Here is a 26,724-nt window from a genome sequence, read left to right as displayed (position 1 = left end):
GCGAGGATAGGGAGTGAGGGCAGGTCAGTCAACCGCCGCATTCTTCCGGAGTTTGCCGGGCTTTCTTGTAGGAGAAAGGCTACTCGCGATGACGATTGATGAGCTTCCAATGATGCTGAATATCGCAGCGGCCACGGCGACAAAATCATGAGGCGTCACCAATTGATGTTCCACCAGCCAACGCTGTATTCAGTCTCTGGAATATTTGACCGCGTCGGCCTGACTAGGCGCCAGGTTTCTCCCAAAGCAAAAGATCGCAAAATGTAGTCTGGCCCCGTTTAGTCTCCGGCGTACATGAGCCGGTTTGATCGGGGATTGGTGGCGTTGCCCGGATTGTTCGAAGCGCCGATGCAATTGCAGGCATGGCTGGCGATCAACACCGAGTCACAGCACATGCCCGAAGTGCAAAACCTCACCGACCTCATCCACCATACTTTCACCGAGCGCCACGAGTGGTTCCAGCCTTGAGCACGATTCCCTGAGGCAGCGAGCTAATCAGCGATGACGCTCGCCTGGCCAGCCACCTCGCGACCTTTGGTGTGTCTGTCCGCGAACAACCTCATTTATGTTGCGAAGTCACGTGGGCACGAAGGCAATTGCTCTTGCCAGTTGTGGTTGTGATCCACTCGAGAACCAAAATGTACCGTCGGAATGCATTGCCATCCAGTTGCCATAGTACGCCCTAGGAGGAACGGCAGATTCCACGCAACATTTTCCTCTTGGACGATCGACGGGGGTTCCCTCGAAAACATCGCCATATACATTTGTAAAGTTGGCCGAAAGTGGTTCTAGGTAAGAGTTATCAGGCAACCTTATACCGCCCTGGCTGTACACCCATCGTTGAGCATCCAAATCCCCCTGCGGGTCGCCAGAATACGTTGCCGAGCCTCTGATCACTTGAAAAACGTTTCTCACATCCACAGCAAACGACACCGTTGAACCGGACTGATCGCTCACACGAATCGTTGTTGCCCCATTTCTAAGTCCAGCGACTTTTCCGTCCAAAGTAACTGAGGCCACTGCTGGGTTGTCCGATTGGTAAATATAGGGTGGCGTACCTCCGGTGGCCTGCCGTGTGTCGACATTGCCAGGGACTTCCTTGCTACCCCAACCATAATTTTGAAGGAGCTTCACTGCGTGCAAGAGCATCTGTGAATCATCAATAGTCAATGCAACTACGGCTTTGACAGTGTAGGTACGATCGGGAAACACCACCGCATCGGCTTCAATATTGCTCTTGTCCAGTGCCACTTTGTATTTGATGGTCAGCGTTGTGCCGTGCCCGAGTTGCTTGAGGTAACTGTTGGCCAGGGTTGCTGGCCAGAAACCCTGATTGATCCACGTCGAGTTGACCTGAGCCGGGAGGCCGTTCCACAGCGTCAGGTCGTGTGCCGAACCGTCAGCTTTTTTCCCCTCCAGGCGTAGCCAGCATTGTTGACCGGCTTCAATCAGAGTATGAAGCAACGTATGAATGGTCGCGTTTTTAGTCCCCAACGCCAGCACATCCACAAAGTTGTTGGCATCCGCCTCGACAATTTTCGGCGCGATTAATGCTGTTGCCGGCAGTGGCAGAATGTTCAACAGCAGAGGCGGTGATTCGGTTGTATTGCCGTCGCGTTCAATGAAATAAGTGACAGTGACCTGTTGTCCCAGGCTGTAAGCCAGAACCGAGCGCGGCACGGCAATTTCCAGCCCTGCGCTGACCAGTCGTGGCGGGCTGGTGTAGGAACCTGCGGCGACAGCGGTAGCGCCTGTCCATTTCACCCTCAGCGTGTCGTCCCGCAGTAACGAGCCTTGCGGCACAAGAACGCGCACCTCCGGAGTGGTCGGGCTGAACTGGTTACCGTTCATGCCTCGCACGGTGGGGGCCAGCAACGTCACGCGACCGAGGTGAATATCCAGGCGCTTTTCGCCCGACTTGACGACGTTGCCCAATTGGTCAAAAACCCTGAATTCCAGCACCGCACTCGGGTTGTCACCCGCCCGTTTAAAGGTGTCGGTAAACAGCGTCTGGTTGATTGCAGCCGGCGCGTCAGGCACATCGAAGCGAACGGTCGTATCGCCGATCATGCACGCGATGACGTCATATTTGCGTCGGTTGCTGTAATTGAAACCGAGCGTCACCCCCTGCGCAGCACGCTCCGGCCCGACGCCATCGCGCAGCACATCCGGCGGAATCACCAGCTCCAGTGACTCCGGCAAGCGCAGGTGATAAAGCACCAACAGATCTCGCGACGACTCAACATTGCCGCCTACACGGGTGACCTTGTAATGCAGGCGATTCACACCCTGATTCAGCCGGCCGTGCGCCAGGTACAAGCGCACGCGCAGTTGTTCTTCGCCTGGCGCAACGGTCTTGCCGGTCACGGGATTAGGGTCGTCGTTGACGTACAGGTCCACGCGATCATCCGCCGCCATGGTCCAGGAGAGGAGTTGCAGTTCCGTCCACGGATCGGCCAGACATTCCAGACCCTGGGTCTGGTCGTCATAAAGCGCCTGAGGAATCCCCCCGTGCGCAACGCCATCCGGTTTCACCGGTGTGATCCAGCCCTGAATGATCACCGGATACAAGACAAACAACTCGTTGAACGTCGAAGACTGGATATCCATGAGGCGCTCCTGGCGTGATAGACAATCTGCCCAATCGGACATGGCCCATCTCACATCAAGGCGAGGAAATGCGCACCTGTCAGATCTGACAGGTACGTGCGGGTTTCTGACGAGCGGTTGCTAAACGCGTCTCCGCTAGAGGCCTTTGTGGGAGCGAGCCTGCTCGCGAAAGCAATCTGACATTCAACATATCTGTTGCCTGACACACCGCTTTCGCGAGCAGGCTCGCTCCCACATTTTGATATTCGCCAGACAGAGGTTCACCGGTTTAGAGTGATCGGCCACTCATCGATCCAGGAAGGATCCGCCATGCCAGAGTACAACCCCGCCATCCACCTCGAACGCTTCAACGAATCCCACATCGAGGGCATCACTGCGCTCTACAACGACCCGGCCGTGGCGCGGCAGGTGTTGCAGATGCCGTTTCAGTCCGCCGAGGTCTGGCGCCAGCGCCTGCTGGCGGACAACGAACGGGCGGTGAAGCTGGTTGCGCTGCATCAGGGTGTGGTGATCGGCAATCTTGGGCTGGAGGCTCATTCACGGATGCGCCGGGCGCATGCCGGCAGTTTCGGTATGGGCGTTGCGGTGGCGTGGCAGGGCAAAGGCGTGGGTTCGAAGCTATTGGCGGCGGCGCTGGAGGTCGCCGATAACTGGATGAACTTGCACCGCGTCGAACTCACCGTGTATGCCGACAACGAAGCGGCCATCGGTCTCTACCGCAAATTCGGTTTCGAGGACGAAGGCCTGTTTCGCGATTACGCGGTGCGCGACGGGCAATGGGTCGACACCCTGAGCATGGCCCGTCTGCGCGGTCGCCCGAAAACCTGACTCAGTCGCCCAATGCGAATGCCACCGCCGACTGTGCATGCAGTTCGGTGGTGTCGAGCAGGGGCAGGGCGCTGTGTTCGGGTTTGACCAACATGCCGATTTCCGTGCAGCCGAGGATGATCGCCTGCGCGCCGCGCGCGGTGAGGGATTCGATCACCCGCTGGTAGATCTGCCGCGACTGATCGCTGATAACGCCGACGCAGAGTTCGTCGTAGATGATCCGGTGCACATCCTTGCGCTCTGTTTCGTCCGGCACTAACACGGTCAAACCCTTGGCAATCAGGCGTTGCTTGAGGAAATCCTGTTCCATGGTGAATGCGGTGCCGAGCAATCCGACCGTGCGTGCATCTATGTTCAGAGCCGCCTGTGCGGCCGGTTCGGCAATGTGCAGAAACGGAATGCTGATCGCCGCTTGAATCTGTTCGGCGACTTTGTGCATGGTGTTGGTACACAGCACGACGCATTCGGCGCCGCCGGCTTCGAGCCTGCGCGCGGCGTCCACCAGAATGGCGGCGGCATCGTCCCAGCGCCCGGCATGCTGGGCCTGCTCGACGGGGCCGAAGTCGACGCTGTGCATCAGTAACTGTGCCGAGCGCAACGGGCCGAGACGATCACGGACTTGCTGATTGATGAGTCGATAGTATTCGGCGCTGGATTCCCAGCTCATGCCGCCGATCAGGCCGATGGTGCGCATTGGATGTCCTCAGGCAAATGACAGTGTCGAGCGTTCAGGTCTGCCCGGAGTTTCCTTTTGTTCAGGGTCCGATGCCAGCAACAAGTGACTGTACTGCTGATCTTTCACGCTAGTGTGATGGTGCTTCATCGGACTTGGTGCAGGTTAAACGTACGCAGCGGCTGGTATCTGCCACTATCGGGTATTGCAGGTCCTTTCCGAGGTACACCGCTATGGACGACGTACAACAACTGGGCGAGATGCTTCGTCATTACGCCGAGAGCGAAGCGCACAAGAAGCAACTGTTCCAGACGCAATCGGCCGCTTGGGCCACGCGGATTACTGCGCTGTTCGGTGATATTCAGCAATGGCTGGAACCTGTGCAGGCACCGAATCTGCTGGAGGTGAGTCGCGAGGCCTATGTCGCGTTCGGGCCGAGCACGCCGGTGGAAACCTCGACCTTCAAGACTGAGAAACTGAGTATTGTGATTGCCGGCAAACCGGTGGATTTTGTGCCTGATGTAATGGGCAGTGGCGGGCAGATTTCGCTTGCGGTGATGGGGCTGACGGCGGCGCGGTATGGCAGCATTTCGCTGGTGGGATTGGCGGACGGCACGTGGCAGTGGCGCAAGACCAATGGTTTGAAGGATCCGGATACGTTTGTCTTCGACGCCAACTTCCTTGCCCAGCAGTTGCAGAGCCTGATTCCTCGGGACCGTAGTTAAGATCAAGAGCTTACCCCCTCACCCCAGCCCTCTCCCCCAGGGGGGCGAGGGGGAAAGGGAGCCGATTGGGGGATGGCCAAAACCTGAGTTCGACTGGAATATTTCAGGTCGACGTAACTCGAATAATCAACTCGGTCAGTTCCCCCTACCTCTGGGGGCGAGGGGCAAGGGGGCAGACCGAGTGCTGTTCAAAACCTGAGTTCGACTCGATATTTCAGGTCGGCGTAACTCGAACAAACCACTCGGTCAGTCCCCTCTCCCTCTGGGAGAGGGCTAGGGTGAGGGCAACCCACCTGACCCCCCTCACATATCGAGATTGACCCACCCAGGCTTCGCCACTTCAGGCGCCACCGCTTTCACAGTCTTGCCGGTGGCCAGCTCAACTCGCCGCGCCACCTCTGGATCATCGGCAAACGGCACCATGCTCGCCTCATCCAGACTGTCCGCCGTCTCCCGCCGCAAGCAGTACTCCACCGCCAGCCACAAAAACACCACGCCCAACACATCAAAGAAAATCTCCATCACGAGCGGCTCCCTGCCTCAGGCGATCTGCGCTTCACTGCGCGCCAGCGCGACGTCGGCAACCCGCACTGTGCGCCAGACGTTATAGGCCATCAGCAACATCCCGGTGAGGAAGAACACCCCGCCGGCAAAGCGCACGATGAACCCCGGGTGACTGGCCTGCAGCGCCTCGACGAACGAGTAAGTCAGCGTGCCGTCCTCGTTGATCGCCCGCCACATCAGGCCCTGGGTGATGCCGTTGACCCACATCGAGGCGATGTACAACACCGTGCCGATGGTCGCCAGCCAGAAGTGCAGGTTGATCAGCGGCGTGCTGTACATCTGCTCGCGACCAAACACTTTCGGCACCATGTGATAGGTCGCGCCGAAGGTGATCATTGCCACCCAGCCCAAGGCACCGGCGTGCACGTGGCCGATGGTCCAGTCGGTGTAGTGGGAGAGGGCGTTAACGGTTTTGATCGCCATCATCGGCCCTTCGAACGTCGACATGCCGTAGAACGCCAGCGACAGCACGAGGAAGCGCAAAATCGGGTCGGTGCGCAACTTATGCCAGGCACCGGACAAGGTCATCATGCCGTTGATCATGCCGCCCCAGCTCGGCGCGAGCAGGATCAGGGACATGGCCATGCCCAGCGACTGCGCCCAGTCCGGCAGCGCGGTGTAGTGCAAATGGTGCGGGCCGGCCCAGATGTACAAAGTGATCAGCGCCCAGAAATGCACGATCGACAAGCGATACGAATACACCGGCCGATTGACCTGTTTCGGCACAAAGTAATACATCATGCCGAGGAACCCGGTGGTCAGGAAGAAACCCACCGCGTTATGTCCGTACCACCACTGCACCATCGCATCAGTGGCGCCGGAGTACACTGGATACGACTTGAACCAGTCCACCGGAATCGACAAGTGATTGACCACGTGCAACATGGCGATCACCAGGATGAACGCACCAAAAAACCAGTTGCCGACGTAGATGTGTTTGGTTTTGCGCTGCACCACGGTGGTGAAAAACACGATGGCGTAGGCGACCCAGACGACAGCCATCCACACCGCGCCGGAGAATTCGATCTCGGCGTATTCCTTGGTGGTGGTGTAGCCCAGCGGCAGGGTGATCAGCATGATCACGATCACCGACTGCCAGCCCCAGAAGGTGAACGCGGCGAGTTTGTCTGAATACAGCCGCACCTGGCAGGTACGCTGCACCGCGTAGTAACTGGCGGCGAATTGCGCGCTGCCGGCGAAACCGAAAATCACCAGGCTGGTGTGCAGCGGTCGCAGCCGGCCGAAGGTAGTCCACGGCAGGTCAAGATTCATCTCTGGCCACACCAGTTGCGAGGCGATAAAAACCCCCATCGCCATGCCCACCACACCCCAGAAAATTGTGGCAATGACGAATTGGCGGACGACCTTGTAGTTATAAGCCTGTCCGATTGTTGCTGTGCTCATGGTCAGTTCATCCACGGTTGCAAAGTCTTGCCAGGCCACCCGGTCTGGCATGAGCTGCACTGTAGAAACCCCGCCAGAAACAAAACAGGCTCAGGAATCTTTCATTTGTGCGGATCAGATTGAAGTGCTGACTGCGGCGTTCTGCCGCGCCCTGATATGGTTTTTATCGCCTCAGGTGAATCTGTAACGTGCTGCGCTGCTTCGTCATAGTGCTCTGAAGAAAACTGTGGGAGCGAGCCTGCTCGCGAATGCGGTGTGTCAGCCAACAATGCAGTTGCCTGACACACCGCATTCGCGAGCAGGCTCGCTCCCACAGGAATAACTGATGAGGTGGCAGTGGCATGTATCAATACGATGATTACGACCGGGCGCTGGTGTTCGAGCGTGTCGCGCAGTTTCGCGATCAGGTCGAGCGCTTCATGGCCGGGGAATTGAGCGAAGAAGAATTTTTGCCGCTGCGTCTGCAAAACGGCCTGTACATGCAGAAGCACGCCTACATGCTCCGGGTGGCGATTCCCTATGGCACGTTGAGCGCCGAACAGATGCGCACGCTGGCCAGCATCGCCAGCGATTACGATCGCGGTTACGGCCACTTCACCACGCGGCAGAACATGCAGTTCAACTGGATCGAACTGGCTGAGGTGCCGGATATCCTCGAACGTCTGGCGCAGGTCAACATGCACGCGATCCAGACCTCCGGCAACTGCGTGCGCAACATCACCACCGAGGCGTTCGCCGGGGTCGCGGCGGACGAATTGATCGACCCGCGCCCGTTGGCCGAGATCCTGCGACAGTGGTCGACGATCAACCCGGAATTCCTCTTCCTGCCGCGCAAATTCAAGATCGCCATCTGCTCGGCGAAACAGGATCGTGCGGCGATCATGATGCACGACATCGGCCTGTACCTTTACTCCGGCCGCGACGGGCAGATGTTGCTGCGGGTCATCGTCGGCGGTGGTCTGGGGCGTACGCCGATTCTCGGTTTGCAGATCCGCGAAGGCTTGCCGTGGCAGCATTTGCTGTCCTATGTCGAAGCCGTTTTGCGCGTGTACAACCGTCATGGCCGACGCGACAACAAGTACAAGGCGCGGATCAAGATTCTGGTCAAGGCGCTGGGCATCGAGGCGTTTGCCAAGGAAGTCGAAGAGGAATGGCAACACCTCAAGGACGGTCCGGCGCAGTTGACCGAGGCCGAATACCAACGCGTCGCCAGTGCCTTCGTGCCGCCGGTTTATCACTCCCTGGCCGACACCGATCTGGACTTCGGCACGCGCCTGGCGGAAAGCCCAGCGTTTGCCCGTTGGGTCGCGCGCAACGTGCAGCCGCACAAAGTGCCGGGTTACACCAGTGTGGTGTTGTCGACCAAACCGGGCATGGCCTCACCGCCGGGAGATGTCACCGCTGTGCAGATGCTCGCAGTCGCTGACTGGTCGCAACGTTTCGGTTTCGGCGAGATTCGTATCGCTCATGAGCAGAACATCGTCTTGCCCGATGTACCGAAAACCGACCTCTACGCCCTGTGGCAAATGGCGTGCAAACACGATCTGGGCAGCGCCAACGTCGGCCTGCTCACCGACATCATTGCCTGCCCCGGTGGCGATTTCTGTGCCTTGGCCAACGCCAAGTCGATCCCGATCGCCCAGGCGATTCAGGCCCGCTTCGACAACCTCGATTACCTGCATGATCTGGGCGACATCAGCCTGAACATCTCCGGCTGCATGAACGCCTGCGGTCACCACCACATCGGCAATATCGGCATCCTCGGCGTCGATAAGAACGGCAGCGAGTGGTATCAGATCACCCTCGGCGGCGCCCAGGGCAAAAACAGCGCACTGGGCAAAGTCATCGGCCCATCGTTCAGCGCCGCCGAGGTGCCGCAGGTAATCGAGCGGATTATCGGCACGTTTGTGCGCTATCGCGAGCATGAGGAATTGTTCGTCGACACCGTGGCGCGAATCGGGATGGAGCCGTTCAAGGAGCGGGTCTATCCGAAAACGCTGGAGGCCACGGCATGAATAATCTGTTGCGGCTGGAGCAGGGTGTCGCGCGAATCGTAACGGACGATCCGTGGACGCTGGTGCGCGAGCCATCGACGTCAAGGCCTGCAGGTTTGCTGATGTTGCCGCTGGCGCACTGGCTGGAGTCGCCGTCGACTCATGCGGTGTGGCTCGGCCCGGACGATGAGGTCGAAAGCCTGGTGCCGTGGCTGGCCTCGTTGCCGCTGATCGCACTGGATTTTCCGAGCTTTCGCGATGGGCGTGCTTACAGTCAGGCGTATCTGCTACGTAGCCGGTTCGGTTGGGCAGGGGAGTTGCGCGCGATTGGCGAAGTATTGCGCGATCAGCTCAGCCATATGCGCCAGTGTGGTTTTGACAGTTTTGCGGTGCGTGAGGACAAATCGGCTGAGGATGCGCTGAAAGGATTGGCCGGCATGAGTGTGCTGTACGGGCGTTCGGTGATCGAGCCGCGTCCGCTTTTCCGTCGGCGTTGACGGTTGAAAAGATCGCAGCCTTCGGCAGCTCCTACATTTGATCCCGTGTAGGAGCTGCCGCAGGTTCGGGCCGCGTTCGGACGATCTTTTGATCTGGCTTTTGACACCGGGGAAACCCTTACAACCTTGGCCGATCGGGCATTTTCCCTTGGGTCGATGCTGGCCTTTTGGTAGAGTCGCCGTCGCCAGCGGGTTTTCGGCTGGACGATGGAACCGAAGAAGGGAGTCTGATCAGTGAGTCCGGGCAAAAAAATCCTCGGCCTCACAGCGTTGCTTTTAATGGTGACGCTGTGGGCCAGTTACTTTTACGTATTCAAGGAAAACCGCAGCGGCCAGCTCGGCGGTGCCGGCGAAAGCACCGCGTGGTGCGGCACGCCACCGTCCACCGAAGCGGCATTGCTGGGCAAGGACCAACTGACCTTGCGCGTCACAAACAACTTGCGCGGCGAGTTCATGCTCAGCGGCTCGCTGGTGGTTTCGGAGCGCACCTTCAACCGCTACGACCTCGCTCGCAACGAACTGCGCTTGCGTCTGGAGCCGTTGCAGTGGTCCTTCGGTGTCACGCCGATCTTCCTTGAGCAGGTCAAGTTGCAGTCGCTGAGCCGCAACCTGTCGGCCACCAATAAAAGTGCCTACGCCGAACTTGAACCACGGCCGATCGGCGTGCAGGGTCAAGTCACCGAATTCCCTTTCGACACCTACCGCTACGGCTATAAACCGGTGCTCTATTACCTCAAGGGCAGCGAGCGCATCGATCTGCGCTTCAAGAACATCACTACACTGATGGAGATGTCCAATACCTTCACACCGATCCAGAAATACAACCGCGTCGATTACATCAACGAGAAAACCTCGATGATCCGCGAAGAGGATTACAAGGCCTACGGGCCGCACGAATGCGCTTTCAGTGTCGAGCGAAAAGGGTCGTTCAAGGCTGTCGTGCTGTTGCTGCTGTTGGTGTTGTGCCTGCCGTTGCTGCTGGTGTTTTACCGTAATGAACCGGGGATCGACTTCCTCGCCACGCTGTTGGGCGCTGCGATCGTGCGGGTGTTGCTGATCGGGCCGGTGCAGGACTTCCAGCTGTACAACATCGACTTCCTGTTGGGCGCGGCGATTTTGCTGGTGGGCACGGTGTCGCTGATCAAGGCGATGCACATCAACAGTCGGCGCGAGATGGCGTTGCGCAGTGGTGAGACTTCTTCCTGGTAATGGAGTGAACCCTGAAAAGCCCCTCACCCTAACCCTCCCGAAACGTCGGGCCGCCCGGAGGGAGAGGGGACTGACCGAGGTGTCTGGCGAGCGACGCCGACGTGAAAGACCGAGTCGATGATGGATTCAAAGACAATCGCTCAAGTCGGCGGAACTCTTGAATATCCCCCAATCGGTCCCCTCTCCCTCTGGGCGGTCCGACGTTTCGGGAGGGCTAGGGTGAGGGAAGACAATTTCCAGCCGGTCACTTAGGCGCCGGATCGCCCATGTTCATCTTCTTCCACCCCTGCAACAGCACTTGCGGGCGTTCTAGCTCAGCTTGTTCCAGTGCAGCGGATTCTTGAAGTTCACCAATGGCCGAGTGCTCGATGCAGCGTTGCCGGATGCTCGACGTCTTTCAAATGACGCTTGTGATCCGCCGCGCAGCCTTGCGTGAATATTGTGCTGTGCAATCGCAATTACCGAGGTTTTAGCTATACCTGTAACTCCCCCGGGCAAAGTTTTTGGCCTTCTGACAGGAGTTACAGCATGAAGCTAGCAGTGATGATGGGCACTCTGTGCATTGCTACCGTCGCAATGGTGGGTTGTTCCAGTAAAACCGTCGACCCGAAAGAGTACTCAGGCTTCCTCAAAGACTACAGCCAGCTCAAGGAGGCCAAATCGCCGTCCGGTGCCGAGGTCATGCGCTGGATCGATCCGAAGGTCGATATCAAGGAATTCACCAGTGTGTACATCGAACCGACTCAGCTCTATCCGAAACCGCAACCGACCGCGAAGATCTCCCAGCAGACCCTCAATGGCATCACTTCCTACTACGATCAGGCACTCAAGCGTGAAATCGGCAAAGACCTGCCGTTGGCGACCGGTCCTGGCCCGGGCGTGATTGTGGTGCGTGCGGCGATCACCGCCGTGAGCAGCAAGACCGAAGGCCTGCACGCATATGAGGTGATTCCGATTGCCCTGGTGGCAGCAGCGGTCAGCACGGCCAGCGGTATTCGCGATCAGGAAACCACCCTGGCCACCGAAGCGGTGTTCCTCGATGGCGCGAATAACAAGGTCGTCGCGCAAGTGGTGCGCAAAGGCACCGGCAAGCCACTGGAAAATGATTCGCAGGCGATGACGGCGAATGACGTCAAACCGGTGATCGATGGCTGGGCCTCAGACCTGCGCCAGTCGTATCTGAAGCTCAAGGCAGCTAAATAAGCGCACCCGGCCGGAGGTCCGCGAGGATTCTCCGGCCGGTGCAACTCCTCAGAAATTGGCGCGTGCCTGACGGTTGTAGTGGCTCAGCAGGGCGTCATAACCACGGGTAACGGCGTAGTAGTCGTCGCTCAAACGCTGCGGTTCGGCGTGGTCCTGCCAGTCCTTGTGCAGGGTGTTCAGCGCGTCGAGATAGTGCTGCGCAGGCTCACGGATGTGGCGCCACAGCTCGCGCGCATCATCGTCTTTGTTACGGAAACCAGGCTCACGCGGACCGATAAAAGGCCCACCGCGATTCCATGCCTGTTGCAGATCGGCGCTGGTGTCGGCCACAGCTTGCGCGGTCAGGGTGCGGTGTTTCATCCCGTCTTCCAGCAATTCCAGTGTCTCCCGGGCCTGAATCATGTACGCCAGCAGCGACCAGTGGATCTCCTTGCCTACGCGTGCTTCAAGAAGCTTGAGCTGTGCGAGGCGCTGCGCGACGTCCAGTGGCAGCAGTTCTTCTCTCAAGGCAGTCGATGCGCTGATATAGGCATTGCTGGCGGTCTGAATTTGCGCAAGCAGCTGCGGTGTCTGGTTGAACGGGACGACAAAGAAGCTCGCACTTTTATCGAGTCGAGTCGGTGGTGAAATCACCGATGCCCACTTCAATGCTTGCGCGTAGTCACGGACTTTCTGCGACAGCGCTGGCTGGTAGGCCAGCAGCTCGAGCTTTTCGTTGATATCCCGCAGGCAGGTGTCCTCCTGGATGTCACGCACAGTGAACGCATCGCTGTTATCGAAATCCTGTGGCTCGGAAATATACTTTCCGTATGCATCACTGGTTGGCCGCTGATGTTCGTTTTTGTCGTAGGCGTTGCGCCAGTGCACATCGACGCGGTTGACGCAGGCGATGACGGGGCTCAACGCGTTGGCCTGCGCGGTCACGGGGGATTCGCGCTGATCAAGCCACAGATCGAGCTTCAGGAACGGCCGGGTCGCGCTCGACAGCCCCATCACCACCAGAACGACCACTACGCCGCTGACAAACATGAGTCTTGAGGTCATGGTCGTGCCTCCGCCGGATACCACTGTTCACGGGTGGCGGGCGCGCCACAGTCGAAAGAACTTGCCGGCAGCCGACTGCACAAACGCTCCGCCCACGGTTGCAGGCCCTGATTGCGATTGACCGTGCCTTGGCTGGCGGCCACTTTGAACACGCCCAACACCAGCACCAGGGCCACAACCCCGAGTAGCGACAGGCCGATTTTCACCGGCAGGTTGGTCTTTTCCCAGGACGTGTGTGGCTTGACCTGACGGCGACGGATCAAACCCACGCTGGCCAGTGTGGCGGCATAGACGACGCCAGCGATGGGGCCGAAAAACCAGCTGAGCCCGGCCACCATCAATGCGCAGGGAATCAGGTCACGCAGTATGCCGAACGGCGCAGCGTCCTTGGCGAACCCTGGCCACAACCGCGCGCTGAGGCGGTCGTCCAGCAGCCAATGGGTGTGCGCCAGTTCGTGAGTCAGCCAGTTGATGCCCGCAGCGATCACCCCAAACACGATCGTTGAGGTCATGACGATATTGATCAGCCCGGTGACGCGCAGCCCCAGCGGGATGAAATGGGTAAACGCACCGATCAGACAGGCCAGCACCACGCCTACGTATGTCGGCCATTCGCCGCGCTTCAGTTCCCAGTCGCGCCAGAAAAACGCGGTGCCACCGGGCAACTCTGCGCAGACCTTCGGATGATTGGCGTACAGCGCCGAACTCAAATGTCGGCAATGCTCCCAATCCTTCTCACGCAGGCGCCGGGCCAATGCGCGGCGCTGGCTGAACGGGCCGCTGCCGAGCAACAGGCGCGCGGCGCGGTGTTCGGCAGTGGCGGGCGGCTCTTGCGCGAGTTGACGCTGCTGCGCAATAAACAGCGGCGCCTCGTAGCGAGCGGTCAGCCGCTTCCATTCATCTGCGGGGCAACAGTTCGACGGGCCGCTATGCCAGCCCTGGCCCGCGCACACCTGTTCGAAAATACTTGAGGTCCAGTATTCGCTGTTCAGTAGCAATCGACTCAAAAACCGGTTGAACCACTGCCGGTGCACTTCTGCGTTGAGCCAGAGACATTGGGTGCTTTGCGTATAAGCCTGCATAAAGGCTTCGCAGTCTTCGCGTGCGAGGGCGTCATGCAGCGGCCGAGTAATGCGTTCCCGCTGCTGATCGAGCAAATGTTCGATGGATTCCTCGTCCAGTTCCAGGCGTTGCCAGGCACTGAACCAGTGATAGGTCTGCACTGCCCAATCGACCATCGGCGCCGATGTTTGCGGGTTCTCGATGCAGTGCTGCAGCAGGGTTTCTTCGAGGATATGCGCACAACCCTGTTCAACGGCGAGGGCATGGCGCTGTTGCAACTGCGCAAGGCTGGTGCCGTGCAGTGAGCGCGTCGCCTGCTGCAAGGCATCGACTTCGACCACGGTCAGGCCGGTCAAATCCCAGCTGTCGTCCGGCGCTTCGTTGTCTTCGTTGGCCTGCGCCCATTCCTTGTAATTCAAGGCTTGCTCATAGGCATCACGCAGGCGCTGAAAGCCCTCGGCGTCTTCGTCCGGGCGGGTCTGTTTGAGCAGGGCGGCGTATTGGCGTTTGATACTGCGCGTATCGGCGTCGGCGGTGAGGCCCAGCACGGTCCAGCAACTCATTGCGTGTACAACTCCATGAAAACCTGCGACGCGGTCCAGTGATGGCACTTTGATTTTGCGCACCCTACCTGTTTCGCGTCGAAAAGTCCTCAGCTGTTGCTTATTGGCCGACAAACCAGCGGCAGCATGGGTTGCTGCCGTTGCCGCGCATCACCCGCCAACTGACCCTGCAAGCGGACGGCGCACTGGCGACAGGAGCTGTCGAGTGACACGAGGTTGCGATCTTTTGATCGTGTTTGTTTATGCAAAATCAAAGATCGTCCGATCGCGGCCCGAGCATTTGGCAGCTACATATGCGTATTTCAATTCGGGATGTTTAAAGGTTGTTTCGATTTTGCGGAACGTTCCCACAAGGTTTTCAGGTTGTCCGTCGGACGTCGGGTCTCTAGCCTGTGTTCGTCGCTGCCAAATCAGCGACCGGGACTGGAAACCCCGGGGGAAAACTGAACGCAACAGCACCGTTCATGACGTATGCTTGCGCACCTTTTTTGGTGCGTACTTTGTTATGGCGGCTGTGCGTGGGGGACCTTCGGGTCGTCCGGGTTTCTCTATCCCCCGGGTTTCCAGCCTGCGTACAGCTGCCACCCATTCGACCGGAAGCCGAATGGACCAGCTTCACCGCTTGGATAGAGAAAACACTATGAAAAAACCAACACCCAATCCCCCAGAATCAGAAGCCGACAGCACATCCCCCTACGTCTCAGTCGACAGTAAAAAACTTCACGAAGCCGCCGACCGCGCCCTCGACTACTACCTCAATCCTGCCGCCCGCATCATGTCCAGCGCCAACGAGCCGGAACCCATGTACCTCGCCAATCCCAGGTACAACACCGAATCCCTGCTTGCCAACGCCAGCGAAACCCTCGGCTCGGCCAGCGAGATGCTGATCAACTTCGCCGCCTCGCTGGAAACTTCTCAGCGCAAGACCGCACTGGGGATCGCACAGGTCGTCATGCTGGGTGAACTCGCGGTAAATCAAGCCTTGGATCACGTCGAACTCAAGAACTGATCTCTCTTGACTGATCATTCCCACGCTCTGCGTGGGAATGCAGCCCTTGACGCTCTGCGTCAAATTCGCAAGCTGGAACGCGGAGCGTCACTTGAAAGACGATTGGGCATAACCGTGACAATTGCAGGAGCAAAGGGTTGATAAGGAAAATGCTTACAAACAGGTGGATTGGTCTATGGCTGGTGGCAGTTTTATCCGTCAATGCGATTTTTTTGGCTTTTCTGATTTTTGGTGATGTCGGGAAAGGGCACGACAGGAAAATGATCAAAACCAAAGAGCCGTTACTGATTGAAAGGCCAAATGGCGATGAGAACTACTATGTCCTGCCTTTAGGTACTACGTTGTATCGCGATAAGAGTTTTCCTGAAGGGCATGACCGTTATGTGGTGTATCTCAACCATAAAGGTGCAATTGCGCACGAAGAAGTACCCATGAAGCCTGAGTATGGCGGCTCATTTATCGATCCGCTCTGGCTGGCCAATGTTAATGAGGAAACCTTGAAAGAAATTTTCAAACGTTTTCCGCTTTCCAAAACAGATGTCGCCGCTGCGATCAAGGCCAATGAAATAACCAAGGATGATCTGGCAGACATCATCCGCTCAATGCCCGACTGACCGGTTCCATAGCTGTCGAGTGAAATGAGGCTGTGATCTTTTGCCAACGCTTTTCAAGATCAAAAGATCACAGCCTTCGGCAGCTTCTACATGTGATATCCGTTTAGCCGTTTTTCTTGGCCTGTTCGCGAACGCGTTCTTCCTGCGCACGTGCTTCAGGGGTGAATTCGGCGCCGAAGTCTTCGGCGGAGAATATCTGGCGGATTTCGATTTCAGACTCGCCGGGCATCGGATTAGGGCAGCGCTTGACCCATTCGATGGCTTCTTCTTTCGACTGCACTTCCCAGATCCAGTAACCCGCCACCAATTCTTTGGTCTCGATGAACGGCCCGTCGATCACCGTGCGCTGGTTGCCTGAAAAGCGCACGCGGGCGCCTTTGCTGCTCGGATGCAGGCCATCGCAATCGATCAGGATGCCGGCCTTGACCAGTTCTTCGTTGAAGTTGCCCATGGCGGTGATCAGTTCTTCACTGGGCATGATGCCGGCTTCCGAATCGGCGCTGGCTTTGACAAGGATCATGAAGCGCATGGCGGTGACTCCGTGGATTGTGGGGATTCACTACTTAGTCGAACGGGCCGGTGGTGAATCGACAGGGGCTCTAAATAAAAGACCAATAACACCGCAGAATCCAATGTGGGAGCGAGCCTGCTCGCGAAGGCGCTGGATCAGTCAGCATAAATGTTGAATGTGACGACCTCTTCGCGAGCAGGCTCGCTCCCACATTGGAATAGCGGTGGTTTTGTATACAATTTTTCGCGAACGCACCTAACAATTTCAGTCAGGGCATAGGTCGTCGGACAATTTCGTGGTTAACTTCGGCCTCTTGCATGCTTTCCAATCAAAACATCAGAAGGACTCAAGTCATGGCTCAAGTCACCCTTAAAGGCAATCCGGTTCAAGTCAACGGCCAGTTGCCACAAGCCGGTTCCAAGGCGCCAGCCTTTTCTCTGGTTGCCGGCAATCTGTCCGACGTCACCCTGAAAGACTTTGCCGGCAAGCGCAAAGTACTGAACATCTTCCCGAGCGTTGACACCCCGACCTGCGCCACTTCCGTGCGCAAGTTCAACGCTCAGGCCAACGAAGTGGCAAACACCGTAGTGCTGTGCATTTCGGCTGACCTGCCGTTCGCCCAAGCGCGCTTCTGCGGCGCCGAAGGTCTGGAAAACGTACAGAACCTGTCGACCCTGCGCGGTGCCGAGTTCATCGAAAACTACGGCGTGGCCATCGCTGACGGCCCGCTGAAAGGCCTGACCGCTCGCGCCGTTGTGGTTCTGGACGAAAACGACAACGTCCTGCACAGCGAACTGGTCAAGGAAATCGCTGAAGAGCCTAACTACGACGCCGCTCTGGCCGTATTGAAGTAAGCTCTGCCACAAAGCTTTTACAATTGTTAACGGCCTGGCCCTGTCCAGGCCGTTTTCATTTGTGTATCAGTGTTTTGCCTCACACCTTGAAACGTAAGGTGTAAGTAAATTGCCGGTAAAGCTGCTTTGCTAATTCCCCATCAGTGCTTATCGTTCAGCCTCCCGTAAAAGAAGCCCACGCGCCCAATGGTTAATCACTCCATGCAATCGTCTCCCCGTAACTCCCGTCGCTGGCTGATCAGCCTGCTTGTCCTGTTGGTGATCGCTGTCCTGTGCTGGAAATTCTGGCCTGCCGGTTCAGCCCACAAAGAGGGCGCTGACAAGGCTGCGGCCGGGCACACCGGGCGTTCGGGAATGATGCGGCCGGGCTTCGGTGGCGGCGCCGGGCCAATTCCGGTGCGCGTGGCGCCGGCGGTTACCGGTGACTTCCCGCTGTATTACAAAGCGCTGGGCACCGTGACCGCGCTCAACACCATCAATGTGCGCAGCCGGGTGGGCGGCGAACTGGTCAAGATCAATTTCGAAGAAGGGCAGATGGTCAAGGCTGGCGACCTGTTGGCCGAGATTGATCCACGTCCGTACCAGAACGCCTTGCTACAGGCCGAAGGCACCTTGCTGCAGAATCAGGCGCAACTGAAAAACGCTCAGGTCGACGTCGAGCGTTATCGCGGTCTGTACAAAGAGGACAGCATCGCCAAACAGACGCTGGACACCGCCGAAGCGCTGGTCGGCCAGTATCTGGGCACGGTCAAGACCAATCAGGCAGCGGTCAACGACGCCAAGCTCAATCTCGAATTCACCAAAATCCGCGCGCCGATTGCCGGGCGTGTCGGTCTGCGTCAGGTTGACGTCGGTAACCTCGTTACCGCCAACGACACCACGTTCCTCGCGGTGATCACCCAGACGCAACCGATCAGTGTGGCCTTCACGCTGCCGGAAAACAGCCTCGAAACCGTGCTCGCCCGGTATCGCAGTGGCGCCAAACTGCCGGCCGAAGCGTGGGATCGCGGCGACACCAAGCTGCAAGCCACCGGTGTTCTGCAAAGCCTCGACAACCAGATTGACGTCGCCACCGGCACCCTGAAGTTCAAGGCCCGCTACGAAAACCGCGATCAGGCGTTGTTCCCCAACCAGTTCGTCAACGTTCACTTGCTGGCTGACACACTGAAAGGCGTGGTGCTGGCACCGTCGGCGGCCATCCAGTTCGGCACCAACGGCACCTTCGTCTATGCGCTGGACGGCGACAAGAAGGTCACCATTCGCCAACTGAAGATCGGCGCCAGTGATGGCGAAAACACCGTGGTCACCGAAGGTCTGGCCGCTGGCGACCGCGTGGTCCTGGAAGGCACTGACCGCCTCAAGGAAGGCAGTGAAGTGGAAGTGGTCAACGACAGCAATCAAGTGCCAACCACTCCGACCGAACACCTGCAAGGCAAGTCCGCCGCCCAAACGCCAGACGCCGCCGTGACTGACAAGGCCAAGAAGGGCGCATGAACATTTCGCGGCTGTTCATCCTCCGACCGGTAGCCACCACCCTGAGCATGCTGGCCATTGTCCTGGCCGGTCTGATCGCTTACCGCCTGCTTCCGGTGTCGGCGCTGCCACAGGTTGACTACCCGACCATCCGCGTCATGACCCTGTATCCCGGCGCCAGCCCGGATGTGATGACCAGTGCCGTGACCGCGCCACTCGAACGCCAGTTCGGGCAGATGCCGGGCCTGACGCAAATGGCCTCGACCAGTTCCGGCGGCGCGTCGGTGCTGACGTTGCGTTTCAGCCTCGACATCAACATGGACGTCGCCGAACAGCAGGTGCAAGCCGCGATCAACGCCGCGACCAATCTGCTGCCGACCGATTTGCCGGCGCCGCCGGTGTACAACAAGGTCAACCCGGCGGATACCCCGGTATTGACCTTGGCCATCACCTCGAAAACCATGCTGCTGCCCAAGCTCAATGACCTGGTCGATACGCGCATGGCGCAGAAAATCGCCCAGATCAGCGGCGTCGGCATGGTCAGCATTGCCGGTGGTCAGCGTCAGGCCGTACGCATCAAGGTCAATCCCGAGGCCCTCGCGGCCAACAGCCTGAACCTGTCGGACGTGCGCACCTTGATCAGCGCCTCCAACGTCAACCAGCCGAAAGGCAACTTCGACGGCCCGACCCGGGTGTCGATGCTCGACGCCAACGACCAACTGACCTCGCCCGAGGACTACGCCAACCTGATTCTCGCCTACAAGAACGGTGCGCCGTTGCGGCTCAAGGACGTGGCGGAAATCGTCGATGGCGCCGAAAACGAACGCCTCGCTGCGTGGGCCAACCTGAATCAGGCCGTGTTGCTGAACATCCAGCGTCAGCCGGGTGCCAACGTGATCGAGGTGGTCGACCGCATCAAGGCGCTGCTGCCGAGCATCACCGATAACCTGCCGGCCGGTCTCGAAGTGACGGTGCTGACCGACCGCACGCAAACCATCCGTGCTTCGGTCACCGACGTACAACACGAATTGCTGATCGCCATCGCCCTGGTGGTGATGGTGACCTTCCTGTTCCTGCGCCGCGCCAGTGCCACGATCATTCCGTCGGTGGCCGTGCCGCTGTCGCTGATCGGCACCTTTGGTGTTATGTACCTGGCCGGCTTCTCGGTGAACAACCTGACCCTGATGGCGCTGACCATTGCCACCGGTTTCGTGGTCGACGACGCCATCGTCATGCTGGAAAACATTTCGCGCTTCATCGAAGAGGGCGACAGCCCGATGCAGGCCGCGCTCAAAGGCGCGAAGCAGATCGGCTTCACCCTGATCTCGCTGACGCTGTCGCTGATCGCAGTACTGATCCCGCTGCTGTTCATGGCCGACGTGGTCGGGCGCTTGTTCCGCGAATTCGCCATCACCCTGGCGGTGGCCATCCTGATTTCGCTGGTGGTCTCGCTGACCCTGACGCCGATGATGTGCGCGCGTCTGCTCAAGCGTGAGCCGGAAGAACATGAGCAAGGCCGTTTCTACCGCGCCAGTGGTGCGGTGATTGACTGGATGATCGCCGAGTACGGGCGGATGCTGCGCTGGGTGCTCAAGCACCAGCCACTGACCTTGCTCGTGGCTATCGGCACACTGGCGTTGACCGTGTTCCTCTATATGGTCGTGCCGAAGGGCTTCTTTCCAGTGCAGGACACCGGGGTGATTCAGGGGATTTCCGAGGCGCCGCAGTCGATTTCCTTCGCTGCCATGGGCGAGCGGCAACAGGCACTGGCGAAAATCATTCTTGAAGATCCGGCGGTGCAGAGCCTGTCGTCCTACATCGGTGTCGATGGTGATAACGCCACGCTCAACAGTGGCCGCTTGCTGATCAACCTCAAGCCCCATGGTGAGCGTGACCTGTCGGCCACTGAAGTGATCGCGCGCCTGCAACCACGACTGGACAAACTGGTCGGCATCCGCCTGTTCATGCAACCGGTGCAGGATTTGACCATCGAGGATCGCGTCAGTCGTACTCAGTACCAGTTCAGTATGTCTTCGCCAGACTCCGAACTGCTCAGCCAGTGGAGCGGCCGCCTGGTCGAAGCGCTGGCCCAGCGTCCGGAACTGACCGACGTTGCCAGTGACTTGCAGGACAAAGGCTTGCAGGTCTATCTGGTGATCGACCGCGATGCCGCGTCACGCCTTGGCGTTTCGGTGGCGAACATCACCGACGCGCTGTACGACGCCTTCGGTCAGCGGCAGATCTCGACCATTTACACCCAGGCCAGCCAGTACCGCGTGGTGCTGCAAGCCCAGGCCGGGGAGAAGATCGGCCCGCAGGCGCTGGATCAGATTCATGTGAAGACTACTGACGGCGCACAGGTACGCCTGTCGAGTCTGGCCCATGTCGAAGAGCGGCAGGCGCAACTGGCGATCACGCATATCGGCCAGTTCCCGGCGGTGATGATGTCGTTCAACCTGGCGCCCGGTGTGGCGCTGGGGCATGCGGTCGACATTATCGAACAGGTGCAGCAGGACATCGGCATGCCGGTCGGCGTGCAGACTCAGTTCCAGGGCGCGGCCGAAGCCTTCCAGGCCTCGTTGTCGAGCACCTTGCTGCTGATCCTGGCGGCGGTGGTAACCATGTACATCGTGCTGGGTGTGCTGTACGAGAGCTACATTCACCCGATCACCATTCTCTCGACCTTGCCGTCGGCAGCGGTCGGCGCTTTGCTGGCGCTGCTGCTCAGTGGCAATGATCTGGGCATGATCGCGATCATCGGCATCATCCTGCTGATCGGTATTGTGAAAAAGAACGCCATCATGATGATCGACTTCGCCCTCGATGCTGAACGCACGCAAGGCATGGCGCCGGAGCAGGCGATTTATCAGGCTGCGCTGCTGCGCTTCCGGCCCATTCTGATGACCACCCTGGCGGCGCTGTTTGGTGCGGTGCCGTTGATGCTTGCCACCGGTTCCGGGGCTGAATTGCGTCAGCCGTTGGGGCTGGTGATGGTCGGCGGTTTGCTGGTGAGTCAGGTGCTGACGCTGTTCACCACGCCGGTGATCTACCTGTATTTCGACCGCCTCGGCCGACGCTTTGGCAAGACCAATGCTGACACTGAAGAGGTGTCGGTATGACTTTGCATTCATCGCACATCCAAGGTGGGAGCGAGCCTGCTCGCGAAAGCGGCCTATCAGGCAACATCAATGTTGAATACAAGATTGCATTCGCGAGCAGGCTCGCTCCCACAGGGATCTGCGGTGAAGGCGGAGATCGTGTGCGATGAACCTCTCCGGTCCTTTCATCAAACGCCCGGTGGCGACGATGCTGCTGAGCCTGGCGATCATGCTGCTCGGCGGCGTCAGCTTCGGTCTGTTACCGGTTTCGCCACTGCCACAAATGGATTTCCCGGTGATCGTCGTGCAGGCGAGCCTGCCCGGCGCGAGTCCCGAGGTAATGGCCTCTACCGTGGCGACGCCGCTGGAACGCTCGTTCGGCGCGATCGCCGGCGTCAATACCATGAGCAGCCGTTCCAGTCAGGGCTCGACCCGGGTCATTCTGCAATTTGATCTCGACCGCGACATCAACGGTGCCGCGCGGGAAGTGCAGGCGGCGATCAACGCCTCGCGCAACCTGTTGCCGAGCGGTATGCGCAGCATGCCGACCTACAAGAAGGTCAACCCGTCGCAGGCGCCGATCATGGTGCTGTCGCTGACGTCCGACGTGCTGGAAAAAGGCCAGCTCTACGATCTGGCTTCAACCATTCTTTCCCAGAGCCTGTCGCAAGTGCAGGGTGTCGGTGAAGTGCAGATCGGCGGCAGTTCGCTGCCGGCGGTGCGTATCGAACTCGAACCGCAGGCGCTGAACCAGTACGGCGTGGCGCTTGACGATGTGCGCAAGACCATCGCCGATGCCAATGTGCGCCGGCCCAAGGGTTCGGTCGAGGACGGTCAGCGCTTGTGGCAGATCCAGGCCAATGATCAGCTGGAAAAAGCCAAGGATTACGAATCACTGATCATCCACTATGCCGATGGCGCCGCGTTGCGCCTCAAGGATGTGGCCAAGGTCAGCGACGGCGTCGAAGACCGCTACAACAGCGGCTTCTTCAACGATGACGCGGCCGTGCTGCTGGTGATCAACCGTCAGGCCGGCGCCAACATCATCGAGACGGTCAACGAGATCAAGGCGCAACTGCCGGCCCTGCAAGCAGTGTTGCCAGCCAGCGTGAAGCTGAATCTGGCCATGGATCGCTCGCCGGTGATCAAGGCAACGTTGCACGAAGCCGAGATGACCCTGCTGATTGCCGTGGCGCTGGTGATTCTGGTGGTGTTCCTGTTCCTCGGTAACTTCCGCGCCTCGCTGATTCCGACATTGGCCGTGCCGGTGTCGCTGGTCGGCACCTTTGCGGTGATGTACCTCTATGGTTTCTCGCTGAACAACCTGTCGCTGATGGCGCTGATTCTGGCCACCGGTCTGGTGGTGGACGATGCCATTGTGGTGCTGGAGAACATTTCCCGGCACATCGACGAGGGCGTCAAACCGATGCAGGCCGCGTATCTCGGGGCCAAGGAAGTCGGTTTCACCTTGCTGTCGATGAACGTTTCGCTGGTCGCAGTGTTCCTGTCGATTCTGTTTATGGGCGGCATCGTCGAGAGCCTGTTTCGTGAGTTTTCCATCACCTTGGCCGCAGCTATCGTCGTGTCGCTGGTGGTTTCGCTGACGCTGACACCGATGCTCTGCGCCCGTTGGCTCAAGCCGCACACACCGGGGCAGGAGAACCGCCTGCAACGCTGGAGCCGCCGCACCAACGACTGGATGGTCGACAAATACGCCAGCAGCCTCGACTGGGTGTTGCGCCACCGCCGTCTGACGCTGCTCAGCCTGCTGATCACCGTCGCGGTCAACGTTGCGCTGTATGTGGTGGTGCCGAAAACCTTTATGCCGCAGCAGGACACCGGCCAGTTGATCGGTTTCGTGCGCGGCGACGACGGCCTGTCGTTCAGCGTGATGCAACCGAAAATGGAGATTTTCCGCCGCGCCGTGCTCAAGGACGAAGCGGTGGAAAGTGTCGCCGGGTTCATCGGTGGCAGTAACGGTACCAATAACGCTTTTATGCTGGTGCGCCTGAAACCGATCAAAGAGCGCCAGCTCAATGCACAGAAAGTCATTGAGCGCCTGCGCAAGGAAATGCCCAAGGTCCCCGGTGCACAATTGATGCTAATGGCCGATCAGGATCTGCAATTCGGCGGCGGCCGCGAACAGACCACCTCGCAGTACAGCTACATTTTGCAAAGTGGTGATCTGGGCGAGTTGCGCAAGTGGTACCCGAAAGTGGTTGCCGCGTTAAGGGCCTTGCCGGAGCTGACGGCGATTGACGCTCGAGAGGGCGCGGGTGCCCAGCAGGTGACGCTGATTGTCGACCGCGACCAGGCCAAACGCCTTGGTGTCGACATGGACATGGTCACCGCAGTGCTGAACAACGCCTACAGCCAGCGGCAGATTTCGACGATCTACGACAGCCTTAACCAGTATCAGGTGGTGATGGAGGTCAATCCGAAATACGCCCAGGACCCGGTGACACTCAAGCAGGTTCAGGTGATCACCGCTGACGGTGCGCGGGTGCCGCTGTCGACATTCGCTCACTACGAAAACAGCCTGGAAGATGACCGCGTCAGCCACGAAGGTCAGTTCGCTTCCGAAAGCATCGCCTTCGACATGGCCGAAGGTGTGACGGTAGAGCAGGGCGGTGCCGCCATCGAGCGAGCGATTGCCAAGGTGGGCCTGCCGGAAGACGTCATCGCGAAAATGGCCGGTACAGCCGATGCTTTTGCTGCGACGCAGAAGAGTCAGCCGTTCATGATTCTCGGGGCGCTGTTGGCGGTGTATCTGGTGCTGGGCGTGCTGTATGAAAGCTACATTCATCCGCTGACGATTCTGTCGACCCTGCCGTCCGCCGGTGTTGGTGCGTTGCTGTCGATCTATGCGCTGGGCGGCGAGTTCAGCCTGATCTCGTTGCTCGGGCTGTTCCTCCTGATTGGTGTGGTGAAGAAAAACGCCATTCTGATGATCGACCTCGCGCTGCAACTGGAACGGCATCAAGGCCTGTCGCCGCTGGAATCGATCCGCAGTGCTTGCCTGCAACGCTTGCGGCCGATTCTGATGACCACGCTGGCGGCGATTCTCGGTGCCTTGCCGCTGCTGCTCAGCCGGGCCGAAGGCGCGGAAATGCGCCAGCCGTTGGGTTTGACCATTATCGGCGGGCTGATTTTCAGCCAGGTGCTGACGCTTTACACCACTCCGGTGGTTTACCTCTATCTCGATAAGCTGCGCCATCGTTTCAACAAATGGCGTGGCGTGCGTACTGACGCCGCTCTGGAAACTCCGCTATGACTGACCGTTCGTTTCTCAATCTGGCCTCTGCTCGGGGCTCGCGTTTGCTCAGCCTGTCGCTGTGCGTGGCGATGCTCAGTGCCTGTGCTGTCGGCCCGGATTACCAGCGCCCGCAAACCGCGGAAATCGCCCAGTACAAGGAGGCCGAGGGCTGGACCCAGGCCAACCCGAGTGATTCGCTGGCCCGTGGTGCCTGGTGGGAGTTGTACGGCGATCGGCAGCTCAACGGCTTGATCGAACGCCTGAACAATTCCAACCAGACCGTCGCGCAATCAGAAGCCCAGTTTCGTCAGGCCCAGGCGTTGGTGCGCAGTGCTCGCGGGGCGTTTTATCCCAGCGTTGACTTGAGCCTGGGTAAAACCCGCTCCAGCCAGGGCACCGGCAGCAGCAGTTCGAGTTTGAGCAGTTCTTCCAGCGGCATCCGCGACACCTACAACGCCGAGTTGGGCGTCAGTTGGGAGGCCGACGTGTGGGGCAAGTTGCGCCGTGGGCTTGAGGCTGACGAGGCCAGCGCCCAGGCAAGCTTTGCCGATTTGGCGGCGATGCGCTTGAGTCAGCAGTCGGAGCTGGTGCAGAACTACCTGCAACTGCGCGTGATCGACCAGCAGAAACGCCTGCTCGAAGCCACGGTCGCCGCCTACGAACGCTCGCTGAAAATGACCCAGAACCAGTACCGCGCCGGCGTCTCCGGGCGCGATGCGGTAGCGCAGGCGCAGACGCAGCTGAAAAGCACCCAGGCCGATCTGGTCGACCTGATCTGGCAGCGCGCGCAATTCGAAAATGCGATTGCCGTGCTGACCGGGCAAGCGCCGGCGGATTTCAACATTGCCGAAGTGCAGACCATTCCAAAGCTGCCGCAGGTGCCGTTGAGCCTGCCGTCGCAATTGCTCGAGCGACGTCCGGACATTGCTTCGGCGGAGCGTTCGGTGATTGCCGCCAACGCCAACATTGGCGTGGCCAAAGCCGCGTATTACCCGGATCTGAGCCTGAGTCTGAGCGGTGGGTACAGCAGCAGTACCTCGCAGAATCTGATCAGCCTGCCGAACCGCTTCTGGTCGGTGGGGCCGAAACTGGCGCTGCCGCTGTTCGACGGTGGCATTCGTTCGGCGGAAGTCGACCGCACCGAGGCGGTGTACGACCAGACCGTGGCCAAGTACCGCCAGACCGTGTTGGACGGTTTCCGCGAGGTGGAAAACTATCTGGTGCAGCTCAAGGTGTACGAGGACGAGGCGGCGGTTCGCCAGGAAGCCCTTGATGCCGCCCGCGACTCCTTGCGTCTGACGGAAAACCAGTACAAGGCTGGCCTGATCGCTTACATCGATGTTGTGGTGGTGCAAGCCACGGCGCTGAGCAACGAGCGCAGCGTGCTGAATATTCTGCAAAGTCGCTTGATCGCCAGTGTGCAACTGATTGCGGCGCTGGGCGGCGGTTGGGATGGGCAGCTGGATGTCAGTGACGCCCAATAGATCACGCCATGGCCGAAATCCTGTGGGAGCGAGCCTGCTCGCGAAGGCG

At 59.1% G+C, this 26,724-nt stretch carries 20 protein-coding genes and 1 pseudogene; 14 read left to right on the top strand and 7 right to left on the bottom strand.

The window, feature by feature from the left end; translation table 11 throughout:
* Positions 1–285: 285 nt before the first annotated feature.
* Positions 286–468: pseudogene (locus ACRRSD_RS01560) on the top strand (LysR family transcriptional regulator); the annotation flags it as partial.
* Between the two features lie 108 nt (positions 469–576).
* Here ACRRSD_RS01560 and ACRRSD_RS01555 read toward each other — a convergent pair.
* The gene (locus tag ACRRSD_RS01555) at positions 577–2,610 is read right to left on the bottom strand and encodes an Ig-like domain-containing protein (protein WP_435036818.1); all 2,034 of its coding nucleotides are present in this window, start codon (positions 2,608–2,610) and stop codon (positions 577–579) included.
* 309 nt (positions 2,611–2,919) lie between these two features.
* On the opposite strand from ACRRSD_RS01555, the gene ACRRSD_RS01550 reads away from it, so the two are divergent.
* A complete protein-coding gene (locus ACRRSD_RS01550) occupies positions 2,920–3,438 on the top strand; it encodes a GNAT family N-acetyltransferase (RefSeq protein ID WP_435036817.1) in 519 nt (172 codons plus the stop codon).
* 1 nt (position 3,439) lies between these two features.
* Here the strand turns inward: ACRRSD_RS01550 and ACRRSD_RS01545 are convergent, their stop codons facing one another.
* Positions 3,440–4,132, bottom strand: a complete 693-nt coding sequence (locus ACRRSD_RS01545) for an aspartate/glutamate racemase family protein (protein WP_435036816.1) — start codon at positions 4,130–4,132, stop codon at positions 3,440–3,442.
* Between the two features lie 212 nt (positions 4,133–4,344).
* Between ACRRSD_RS01545 and ACRRSD_RS01540 the strand changes: the two genes are divergently transcribed.
* A complete protein-coding gene (locus tag ACRRSD_RS01540; protein ID WP_435036815.1) occupies positions 4,345–4,836 on the top strand; it encodes a hypothetical protein in 492 nt (163 codons plus the stop codon).
* 303 nt (positions 4,837–5,139) lie between these two features.
* Here ACRRSD_RS01540 and ACRRSD_RS01535 read toward each other — a convergent pair whose 3' ends face one another.
* Complete coding sequence (locus ACRRSD_RS01535; RefSeq protein ID WP_016983187.1) at positions 5,140–5,358, bottom strand: hypothetical protein; 219 nt, start codon at positions 5,356–5,358, stop codon at positions 5,140–5,142.
* An 18-nt stretch (positions 5,359–5,376) separates the two neighbouring features.
* Positions 5,377–6,804 (bottom strand): cytochrome-c oxidase, cbb3-type subunit I, encoded by a 1,428-nt coding sequence (gene ccoN, locus ACRRSD_RS01530; RefSeq protein ID WP_435036814.1) that lies wholly within the window; start codon positions 6,802–6,804, stop codon positions 5,377–5,379.
* 341 nt (positions 6,805–7,145) lie between these two features.
* Here ccoN and ACRRSD_RS01525 point away from each other — a divergent pair, with 341 nt between their 5' ends.
* The 4 genes from ACRRSD_RS01525 (at position 7,146) to ACRRSD_RS01510 (ending at position 11,707) form a co-directional block, all read left to right on the top strand.
* A complete protein-coding gene (locus tag ACRRSD_RS01525; protein ID WP_435036813.1) occupies positions 7,146–8,819 on the top strand; it encodes a nitrite/sulfite reductase in 1,674 nt (557 codons plus the stop codon).
* On the top strand, positions 8,816–9,295 hold the full coding sequence (locus ACRRSD_RS01520; RefSeq protein WP_435036812.1) for a DUF934 domain-containing protein: 480 nt from the start codon (positions 8,816–8,818) through the stop codon (positions 9,293–9,295). The genes ACRRSD_RS01525 and ACRRSD_RS01520 overlap by 4 nt, the downstream gene beginning before the upstream one ends.
* Before the next feature lie 234 nt (positions 9,296–9,529).
* Positions 9,530–10,504 (top strand): hypothetical protein, encoded by a 975-nt coding sequence (locus tag ACRRSD_RS01515; RefSeq protein WP_435036811.1) that lies wholly within the window; start codon positions 9,530–9,532, stop codon positions 10,502–10,504.
* Between the two features lie 528 nt (positions 10,505–11,032).
* Complete coding sequence (locus tag ACRRSD_RS01510; protein WP_435036810.1) at positions 11,033–11,707, top strand: DUF3313 domain-containing protein; 675 nt, start codon at positions 11,033–11,035, stop codon at positions 11,705–11,707.
* A gap of 48 nt (positions 11,708–11,755) precedes the next feature.
* Here ACRRSD_RS01510 and ACRRSD_RS01505 read toward each other — a convergent pair whose 3' ends face one another.
* A complete protein-coding gene (locus ACRRSD_RS01505) occupies positions 11,756–12,751 on the bottom strand; it encodes a DUF3829 domain-containing protein (RefSeq protein ID WP_435036809.1) in 996 nt (331 codons plus the stop codon).
* The gene (locus tag ACRRSD_RS01500; protein WP_435036808.1) at positions 12,748–14,376 is read right to left on the bottom strand and encodes a J domain-containing protein; all 1,629 of its coding nucleotides are present in this window, start codon (positions 14,374–14,376) and stop codon (positions 12,748–12,750) included. The genes ACRRSD_RS01505 and ACRRSD_RS01500 overlap by 4 nt, the downstream gene beginning before the upstream one ends.
* Positions 14,377–15,016: 640 nt before the next feature.
* On the opposite strand from ACRRSD_RS01500, the gene ACRRSD_RS01495 reads away from it, so the two are divergent.
* Positions 15,017–15,385: a DUF6124 family protein gene (locus tag ACRRSD_RS01495; protein ID WP_435036807.1), complete on the top strand. Its 369-nt coding sequence runs from the start codon at positions 15,017–15,019 to the stop codon at positions 15,383–15,385.
* A 182-nt stretch (positions 15,386–15,567) separates the two neighbouring features.
* Positions 15,568–15,999: a hypothetical protein gene (locus ACRRSD_RS01490; protein WP_435036806.1), complete on the top strand. Its 432-nt coding sequence runs from the start codon at positions 15,568–15,570 to the stop codon at positions 15,997–15,999.
* A 103-nt stretch (positions 16,000–16,102) separates the two neighbouring features.
* On the opposite strand, the gene ACRRSD_RS01485 is transcribed toward ACRRSD_RS01490, so the two are convergent.
* On the bottom strand, positions 16,103–16,528 hold the full coding sequence (locus ACRRSD_RS01485) for a YciI family protein (RefSeq protein ID WP_435036805.1): 426 nt from the start codon (positions 16,526–16,528) through the stop codon (positions 16,103–16,105).
* 335 nt (positions 16,529–16,863) lie between these two features.
* Between ACRRSD_RS01485 and tpx the strand changes: the two genes are divergently transcribed.
* The 5 genes from tpx to ACRRSD_RS01460 all read left to right on the top strand — a co-directional run bounded on the left by tpx (position 16,864) and on the right by ACRRSD_RS01460 (position 26,675).
* Positions 16,864–17,364: a thiol peroxidase gene (tpx, locus tag ACRRSD_RS01480; protein ID WP_008086450.1), complete on the top strand. Its 501-nt coding sequence runs from the start codon at positions 16,864–16,866 to the stop codon at positions 17,362–17,364.
* 186 nt (positions 17,365–17,550) lie between these two features.
* On the top strand, positions 17,551–18,858 hold the full coding sequence (locus ACRRSD_RS01475) for an MdtA/MuxA family multidrug efflux RND transporter periplasmic adaptor subunit (protein ID WP_122661331.1): 1,308 nt from the start codon (positions 17,551–17,553) through the stop codon (positions 18,856–18,858).
* The gene (locus ACRRSD_RS01470) at positions 18,855–21,956 is read left to right on the top strand and encodes an MdtB/MuxB family multidrug efflux RND transporter permease subunit (protein ID WP_435036804.1); all 3,102 of its coding nucleotides are present in this window, start codon (positions 18,855–18,857) and stop codon (positions 21,954–21,956) included. Before ACRRSD_RS01475 ends, ACRRSD_RS01470 begins: the two co-directional genes overlap by 4 nt.
* Before the next feature lie 145 nt (positions 21,957–22,101).
* Positions 22,102–25,209, top strand: a complete 3,108-nt coding sequence (locus ACRRSD_RS01465; protein ID WP_435036803.1) for an efflux RND transporter permease subunit — start codon at positions 22,102–22,104, stop codon at positions 25,207–25,209.
* The gene (locus ACRRSD_RS01460; protein ID WP_435036802.1) at positions 25,206–26,675 is read left to right on the top strand and encodes an efflux transporter outer membrane subunit; all 1,470 of its coding nucleotides are present in this window, start codon (positions 25,206–25,208) and stop codon (positions 26,673–26,675) included. Before ACRRSD_RS01465 ends, ACRRSD_RS01460 begins: the two co-directional genes overlap by 4 nt.
* Positions 26,676–26,724 lie beyond the last annotated feature (49 nt).

The sequence above is a fragment of the Pseudomonas neuropathica genome, from assembly GCF_051174785.1.
In the GTDB taxonomy this organism is placed as follows: domain Bacteria; phylum Pseudomonadota; class Gammaproteobacteria; order Pseudomonadales; family Pseudomonadaceae; genus Aquipseudomonas; species Aquipseudomonas neuropathica_A.
This window is presented reverse-complemented; position numbering and strand designations above follow the sequence as displayed.